The organism is Rhodoferax sp. (assembly GCF_018063565.1).
Taxonomy (GTDB): domain Bacteria; phylum Pseudomonadota; class Gammaproteobacteria; order Burkholderiales; family Burkholderiaceae_C; genus Rhodoferax.
In genome coordinates, this window is sequence record NZ_JAGPBB010000128.1 from 1 (window position 1) to 7127 (window position 7127).

At 55.3% G+C, this 7127-nt stretch carries 8 protein-coding genes; all 8 read right to left on the reverse strand.

Annotation, left to right across the window (positions count from 1 at the left end; translation table 11 throughout):
- Nucleotides 1–157: GTP-binding protein (locus KBF66_RS18030; protein WP_296660769.1), on the reverse strand; the 157-nt coding region annotated here is incomplete at its 3' end.
- A gap of 225 nt (nucleotides 158–382) precedes the next feature.
- Nucleotides 383–2485 carry an elongation factor G gene (gene fusA / locus KBF66_RS18035; protein ID WP_296660751.1) on the reverse strand — a complete coding sequence of 701 codons (2103 nt, stop codon included), beginning with the start codon at nucleotides 2483–2485 and terminating at the stop codon, nucleotides 383–385.
- Between the two features lie 99 nt (nucleotides 2486–2584).
- Nucleotides 2585–3058: a 30S ribosomal protein S7 gene (gene rpsG, locus KBF66_RS18040; RefSeq protein ID WP_296660754.1), complete on the reverse strand. Its 474-nt coding sequence runs from the start codon at nucleotides 3056–3058 to the stop codon at nucleotides 2585–2587.
- Nucleotides 3059–3213: 155 nt separating this feature from the next.
- Nucleotides 3214–3591, reverse strand: coding sequence for a 30S ribosomal protein S12 (gene rpsL / locus KBF66_RS18045; protein ID WP_296660757.1), 378 nt, complete (start codon nucleotides 3589–3591; stop codon nucleotides 3214–3216).
- 128 nt (nucleotides 3592–3719) lie between these two features.
- Nucleotides 3720–4871: a D-alanyl-D-alanine carboxypeptidase family protein gene (locus KBF66_RS18050; RefSeq protein WP_296660772.1), complete on the reverse strand. Its 1152-nt coding sequence runs from the start codon at nucleotides 4869–4871 to the stop codon at nucleotides 3720–3722.
- Nucleotides 4872–4976: 105 nt separating this feature from the next.
- Complete coding sequence (locus KBF66_RS18055) at nucleotides 4977–5357, reverse strand: (2Fe-2S) ferredoxin domain-containing protein (RefSeq protein WP_296660760.1); 381 nt, start codon at nucleotides 5355–5357, stop codon at nucleotides 4977–4979.
- A gap of 9 nt (nucleotides 5358–5366) precedes the next feature.
- Nucleotides 5367–6467, reverse strand: a complete 1101-nt coding sequence (locus KBF66_RS18060) for a VanZ family protein (RefSeq protein ID WP_296660763.1) — start codon at nucleotides 6465–6467, stop codon at nucleotides 5367–5369.
- 7 nt (nucleotides 6468–6474) lie between these two features.
- A complete protein-coding gene (locus tag KBF66_RS18065; RefSeq protein WP_296660766.1) occupies nucleotides 6475–6903 on the reverse strand; it encodes a CopD family protein in 429 nt (142 codons plus the stop codon).
- Nucleotides 6904–7127 lie beyond the last annotated feature (224 nt).

Sequence of the window (7127 nt, forward strand, 5' to 3'; positions counted from 1 at the left end):
CCGCGTCGATCTGGTCGTAGGCCTTGGCAGTGCCGCCAAACTTGGCCGCCAGCACCGAGGTGATGGCCGCTGTCAGCGTGGTCTTGCCGTGGTCAACGTGTCCAATCGTGCCCACGTTGACGTGGGGTTTGGTGCGCGCGAATTTTTCTTTTCCCATTTCAATTCTCCAAAGAGCTAATTCCCGTGTATTGGTTTAATGTTTGCACGATATTGCTGATTCGCCCCGCACGGGAAACAGGGCGGCACATCGTCGCAGACAGGTTTTACTAATCAGTGGGTGACAGATCCAGTGTTGCTTCAGCTGCTTTTTGATCCGACACCAACTCCAATTTGTGGTGCCCGAGTAAATTCGCTGCGCAAATCTTGATCCGGCACCTGGGAGTTATTTAGCCCTGGCCGCCATGATGGCTTCGGACACGTTACGCGGAGCTTCGGTGTAGTGCTTGAATTCCATGGTGTAGGTGGCACGTCCTTGCGACATCGAACGCAAGGTGGTCGAGTAGCCAAACATTTCAGACAGCGGTACTTCAGCCTTGATAACTTTACCGCCACCGACCATGTCATCCATACCTTGCACCATGCCACGGCGAGATGACAAGTCACCCATCACGTTGCCGGCATAATCCTCGGGCGTCTCCACCTCCACGGCCATCATCGGCTCCAAAATCACCGGGCCCGCCTTGCGGCAGCCTTCCTTGAAGCCAAAGATGGCGGCCATCTTGAACGCCAGCTCATTGGAGTCCACATCGTGGTACGAGCCGAAATGCAGCGTCACCTTGACATCGACCACGGGGTAGCCCGCCAGCACGCCTTGCGTCACGGCTTCGTGGATACCCTTTTCAACCGCAGGGATGTACTCGCGCGGAACCACACCACCTTTGATGGCGTCGACGAACTCGATGCCCTTGCCGGCTTCATTGGGTTCAATTTTGAGAACCACGTGACCGTATTGACCCTTACCGCCAGACTGCCGCACGAACTTGCCCTCGGCCTCCTCGATCGTCTTGCGGATAGTTTCCCGGTAAGCCACCTGCGGCTTGCCAACATTGGCCTCGACGCCAAACTCGCGCTTCATCCGATCCACAATGATTTCGAGGTGCAACTCACCCATACCAGCGATCAGTGTCTGGCCTGATTCTTCATCGGTCTTGACACGGAAAGACGGGTCCTCTTGGGCCAAACGCTGCAGGGCAATGCCCATTTTTTCCTGATCAGCCTTGGTCTTGGGTTCAACGGCCTGGGTGATGACTGGCTCAGGGAAAATCATGCGCTCAAGCATCACCACCGCTGCTGGATCACACAGGGTTTCGCCTGTCGTGACGTCCTTAAGTCCAATGCAAGCGGCGATGTCGCCGGCACGAATTTCGCTCACCTCTTCACGGTTGTTGGCGTGCATTTGCACGATCCGGCCAATGCGTTCCTTCTTGCCGCGAATCGGGTTGAAAACGGTGTCACCTTTGGTCAGAACACCAGAGTAAACGCGCACAAACGTCAACTGCCCGACGAACGGGTCGGTCATCAGCTTGAACGCCAAAGCAGAGAACTTTTCGCCGTCATCCGCCTTGCGGGTCACCGGGTTTTCATCCTCATCCATACCTTTGACTGGCGGAATATCGACGGGCGATGGCATGAACTCAATCACCGCGTCCAACATGCGCTGAACACCCTTGTTCTTGAACGCTGAGCCACAATACATGGGCTGAATCTCGGTGGCAATGGTGCGGGTGCGGATGCCCAGCTTGATTTCGTCTTCGGTCAAGTCACCTTCTTCCAGGTACTTGTTCATGAATTCTTCGGACGCTTCGGCCGCCGCCTCTACCATCTTTTCGCGCCATTCCTTGGCCAATTCAACCAGCTCAGCCGGAATTTCACGGTAATCAAACTTCATACCCTGTGAGGCCTCATCCCAAATGATGGCCTTCATCTTGATCAGGTCAACCACACCAGTAAAGCTATCTTCCGCGCCGATCGGAATCACCATAGGAATTGGGTTGGCTTTCAGGCGAAGACGCATCTGGTCAACTACTTTGAAAAAGTTGGCACCCGTGCGATCCATCTTGTTGACAAAGGCCAAGCGTGGCACCTTGTACTTGTTGGCCTGGCGCCAGACCGTCTCCGACTGCGGCTGTACACCACCGACCGCACAGTACACCATGCAAGCACCATCAAGGACCCGCATGGAGCGTTCGACTTCAATCGTGAAGTCCACGTGTCCGGGTGTGTCGATGATATTGATGCGGTGCTCGAGTAGCGACTTGTCCATGCCCTTCCAGAAACACGTGGTGGCGGCTGAGGTGATCGTGATGCCACGCTCTTGCTCTTGCTCCATCCAGTCCATGGTGGCCGCGCCGTCGTGAACTTCACCAATTTTGTGATTCACGCCAGTGTAAAAAAGTACACGCTCGGTGGTGGTGGTTTTACCGGCGTCGATGTGCGCGGAAATACCGATGTTGCGGTAGCGCTCAATAGGGGTATGGCGGGCCATGATGGATCCTTAGATGATCTGTATCTGAATGACAACAGGCCACGCGAGAACAATGGCCTGGTTGCAGCCTTCAGGCGTTCTGAAAGCTGCTGGGGAAGGTTAAAAACGGAAGTGCGAGAACGCCTTGTTGGCTTCAGCCATGCGGTGAACTTCGTCACGTTTTTTCATGGCACCACCGCGGCCTTCGGTGGCCTCCAGCAACTCATTGGCGAGACGCAATGCCATGGACTTTTCGCCGCGCTTGCGGGCGGCCTCCTTGATCCAGCGCATCGACAGCGCCAGACGACGAATTGGACGCACTTCAACCGGCACCTGGTAGTTGGCACCACCCACTCGGCGCGACTTCACCTCAACCAGAGGCTTGACATTGTTGATCGCAACCGTAAAGGCCTCCAGAGGATCCTTGTCAGGATTTTTCTTGGCGATCTGCTCCAGCGCGCCATAAATAATGCGCTCAGCGACTGCTTTTTTGCCACCTTCCATGATCACATTCATGAACTTGGACAGCTCGACATTGCCGTACTTGGGATCCGGCAGGATTTCACGTTTAGGGACTTCGCGACGACGTGGCATTTTTTCACCTCTATTGCTTCAGTTGGTGTTTTTTGACAACACCGCGAGAGTTAACAAATAAGACTCTCACTTACTCGACCCAAACAGCGGGTCACTACGTTCATCTATTGCGCCACGCAACAAACAAACACCATTTTTTCAAACAACCGATTGGCTTACTTGGCCTTTGGACGCTTTGCACCGTATTTGGAGCGCGACTGCTTGCGGTCTTTCACGCCTTGCAAGTCGAGCGAACCGCGCACGATGTGGTAACGCACACCCGGCAAGTCTTTGACACGACCGCCACGCACCAGCACAACGCTGTGCTCCTGCAGGTTGTGGCCTTCGCCGCCGATGTAAGAAATCACCTCAAACCCGTTGGTCAAGCGCACTTTGGCAACTTTACGCAAAGCCGAATTGGGCTTTTTAGGCGTCGTGGTGTAGACGCGGGTGCAAACACCGCGGCGCTGTGGAGAATTTTCCATCGCCGGGCTTTTGGACTTGATCACTTCGACCGCGCGCCCCTGACGGATTAACTGATTGATGGTTGGCACCTGAGCCTCCTAAGAATATCCCTAAACGTCCCAAAAACGCTTAAAAACTTGAGAATGACAAAAACGTGAATCCCTTCGGAATTTCCGAAAAGCTCTCGACTATATCAGGTCCGACATCGCCGTGCAATTCATTTGATCCATAAGCGCAGAGCGTCCCAGGCCCGGCCCAACACGCCGGCCTGCTCCACGCCTTGCAGCGCCAACAAGGGCACTTCAGCCACAAGCTGCCCTGAGTTGTACACCTTCAACACGCCCAGCGGCTGACCTTTGGTCAGTGGCGCCACCAGAGGCTCATTGCGCACCACTTCGGTGCTGAGCTTGCCGCTCGAGCCCGCTGGCACTGCCACCACGATCGGGCTGGTCTGACCCAAACCGACCGATGCCACCTTGCCTTTCCAGACAGATGGACTGGCCACTGCCTGCCCGGCATCAAACAGTTTGACTGCTTCAAACGCCGTGTAGCCCCAGTTCAGCAGTTTCTGTGACTCGTTGGCTCGAACGTTCTCGCTGGTCGCTCCCAACACCACGGACAACATACGTCGACCACCCAAACCAGCCACATCCCGTCGTGCGGTGGCAATCAGGCAATAGCCTGCGGCTTCGGTGTGACCAGTTTTCAGGCCATCAACTGAAGGATCGCGAAAAAGCAACAGATTGCGATTGCTGTCATTGGCTGCAGGCGTACCCGCATACCGGTATTTCTTGATTGCGTAATAGGCGACAAAATCTGGAAAGTCATGCATCAGCCGGGTCGCCAGCACGCCCAAATCACGCGCCGTGGTGGTGTGACCGGCCTCGGTGAGCCCTTCCGGATTTTTGTATCCGGTCGCCTTCATACCCAGCAACTTGGCCTGGTCGTTCATCATCTCGACAAAACGCTCGACGCTACCACCCACACCTTCAGCCAGCGCCACGGTCGCGTCGTTGCCACTTTGCACAATCATGCCCTTGATCAGATCCTCCACCGGCACTTGCATTTTGGGGTCGATGAACATGCGGGACCCAGGCATCTTCCAGGCCCGCTCACTCACTGGCAAGGTTTGCTTAAGTTCAATTTTCTTGGCCCGCAGCGCATCAAAAACCAAATATGCGGTCATCAGCTTGGTCAGCGATGCCGGCTCAACCGGGCTATCAATGTCCTTTTGGGCGAGCAGCTGATTGGCTGTCACATCGAGCAGAAGATACGAGCGCGCTGCAATTTCAGGTGGCTGGGGTACCTGTGCCACCGCAGAGAGGCACCAAAGCGCAGATACGAGGAGAAGTATTTTTTTCAATAACATAGACAACAGAGTGACCGGAAGCCGCTCACTTGAGGTGAATCCATTTGCTTCAAACTTGAAGCAAAGAACAATCAATCAACAACCGAAAAAGACAAAGAATGGCCATCATCGGCCCAAATGCTGTGGTGTCTGCAAGCGTTGCACGACCTTCCCATGCCGCAAATGAGACTCCACAATTTCGTCGATATCACTGACATCCACATAGCTGTACCACACCGCCTCCGGGTACACCACTGCCACGGGACCCGCCGAGCACCGATCAAGACACCCGGCCTTGTTGACCCGCACCTGACCAGGACCAGCCAAGCCAGCCGCCTTGACCTGAGATTTGCAGCGCTCAAATGCAGCCACTGCGTTGAACCCGGCACAGCAGGATTCACCGTTGTCACGTTGATTCAGGCAGAAGAAAATATGGCGTTGGAAATAACTTTGCGCACAATGGCCTACGGAAGTCAATCCGGCGTTAGAGGAGGAAGAATCAGTCATGACGAGATTTTAGTTTTTTGAGGTCCGTCTGGCGGCCAGGCTCAGCACATAAACCAGAACGGCGAACGGCCATAACCAGCCCAACCACTGTGCCAGACCATGAAACCGGATGAACCGCCCCTGCTCCCACAAAAAAAGCGTTTGCTCAAAATACGGGTTGGTTGCACTTTGGTTGAGCAGGCTCAAGTTCACCCCCAGCACCAGAACGGCCAACACCGCGCCCATCCGCAGCGGCAACCAAAGCACCAGTGCCAATAGCGCAACCGCAAACAGCACCGCCGCCCGCACCGATGGTCCGAACCAGACCCACGCATGCTCCGGACCAAAGCTCAAAGCCGCACTCAAGCCGGTTGCTGCCACACCAAACGCCGCCATCCAAAACAAAAACCAGGCTCTTTTGCGCCATCGCTCGATCACGCAATATCCGAGGAGTCCCGGTATCAGCAATCCGGACACCATACACAACCACTCCACCGCCCCACTGGGTGGTTGCATGCCCACTTGCTCCATCCTGAGCCACGCCTGCATTGGACTATCCGCCAGCAACGTCCGCGCAGCACTCTCCAGCCGCTGCAAGACCTGACCCAATCCGAAGGGCACAGCGGTCGGGAACAACAGTGCTAAGGGCCATAGTGCCAGCAACACCAACGCCCCACGAGATTCTTCAACGAACCATTGCGCACGGAACCGTTCCCACCGTTGCAGCACCCCGAGCCGCTCCAGCATCCACGCCATCACCGCGCCAAGAACACCTCCGGATATGTTCAATAGCAAGTCAAGGTTGGACGGCACGCGATCCGGCAAAAAAACCTGCAAAGACTCCATGCAAAACGACAAGCACGCAGTCGCGGCCACTGCATTCGCCAATGCGACCTGACCACGACCAATGCGCAACGCGCTGAGCGCCAGCAAAAAGCCCAACGGCATATACCCCAGCACGTTGGCAACAACATCGAAAGCGGTCCAGTACTTGGGCCAGGGTGCCAGCCAAAACATCCAGGCGGAAACCCCCTGATCGCGCCAGTAGGCAAATGGATACAGGCTGGCGTAGACGATCAGCCCGGCGTAGACCATCGCCAGCGGCCAGGCGGAGGTCTTATGGTGCGGCATCAGTGCATCAAAACGGCTTCAGTACCACCAGGCAGACAATCACCAGCATCAAGATCACCGGTGCCTCGTTAAACCATCGATACCAGACATGGCTATGCCGCTGTTGCCCACGCATGAACTTTTTCAGCATCACGCCACAAGCGTGGTGATAGCCGATCACAACCGCAACCAAACCCAGTTTGGCGTGCATCCAGCCATTTCCCGGCCCCCAGCCAATGCGGTAAACGATCCATAACCACAAGCCAAAGCCGATGGCCGGGATGGCAATGATGGTCATAAAGCGCAAAAGCTTGCGCGCCATCAACAGCAAACGTTCCCGCTCCGCCACAGAATCGGCGGGTACCATGGCCAGATTGACATAGATCCGCGGTAGATAAAACAGGCCAGCAAACCAGCTGGCGATAAAAACGATATGAAGTGATTTGATCCAGAGCATGGTGGTCATCCAAATAAGCGCCATTGTCGAACAGCACACCCGTACTATTCAGTTCTCAGCAGGCTTAACTTGCCCAAGACAGGCAAAAAAAACCCCAGCACGAGGGCTGGGGTGGTAAGCCTATTTGCTGTCACACATCAAGGCCCCGCTCAGGGAGGAAAAGCGGGGGACAGTAAACTGTCCGGGTCGTAATTTACCAAAGATTCGTGTAAGTTTCAAGCCAG

Excerpts from the sequence above, each read along its gene's own strand:
- fusA (WP_296660751.1), bottom strand. The coding sequence starts at position 2,485 with ATGGCCCGCCATACCCCTATTGAGCGCTACCGCAACATCGGTATTTCC.
- rpsG (WP_296660754.1), bottom strand. The coding sequence starts at position 3,058 with ATGCCACGTCGTCGCGAAGTCCCTAAACGTGAAATCCTGCCGGATCCC.
- KBF66_RS18050 (WP_296660772.1), bottom strand. The coding sequence starts at position 4,871 with ATGTTATTGAAAAAAATACTTCTCCTCGTATCTGCGCTTTGGTGCCTC.
- KBF66_RS18055 (WP_296660760.1), bottom strand. The coding sequence starts at position 5,357 with ATGACTGATTCTTCCTCCTCTAACGCCGGATTGACTTCCGTAGGCCAT.
- KBF66_RS18060 (WP_296660763.1), bottom strand. The coding sequence starts at position 6,467 with ATGCCGCACCATAAGACCTCCGCCTGGCCGCTGGCGATGGTCTACGCC.
- KBF66_RS18065 (WP_296660766.1), bottom strand. The coding sequence starts at position 6,903 with ATGCTCTGGATCAAATCACTTCATATCGTTTTTATCGCCAGCTGGTTT.